The 497-nt window shown below is 66.8% G+C and carries 1 pseudogene; it reads right to left on the reverse strand.

Features of this window, described 5'->3' with window-relative positions:
• Positions 1-497, reverse strand: a pseudogene (locus BTH42_RS34560) (hemagglutinin); the annotation flags it as partial.

Genomic DNA, 497 nt, shown 5'->3' on the forward strand with positions numbered 1-497 from the left:
ACCGGTGGCGCCCGGTGCGACCAGCGCGAGCTGGTTGGCCGTGCCGGTCTGCTGGACGGGGCCAATCGCGCCGTTCGAAATTGACGTGCTCAGGTTGGTCACATCGTTGGTCACCGTGCCGAGGCCCGTCGACAGCGAAGCGACGTTGCTGGTCACCGTGCTCAGACCCGTCGACGTCGACACCGACAACGAAGCGACATTGCTGTTGGTCGTGCTCAGGCCCGTCGACAGCGAACCGATGCCGCTGGTCGCGGTGCTCAGACCGGTCGAGGTCGACGCCGACAGCGAAGCAACATTGCTGTTGGTCGTGCTCAGGCCCGTCGACAGCGAACCGATGCCGCTCGTCGCCGTGCTCAGACCGGTCGAGGTCGAGGCCGACAGCGAATACAGCTGGCTTCCATTGATCGCGTCCGTGCTGGCCGCCGACACGTCGCCGTTCGCCACGTTGGTCAGTACCTGTGCGGCGCCCGGATTCGCACCGGTGGCGCCCGGTGCGA

Source organism: Burkholderia sp. SRS-W-2-2016 (assembly GCF_001931485.1).
Taxonomy (GTDB): Bacteria; Pseudomonadota; Gammaproteobacteria; order Burkholderiales; family Burkholderiaceae; genus Paraburkholderia.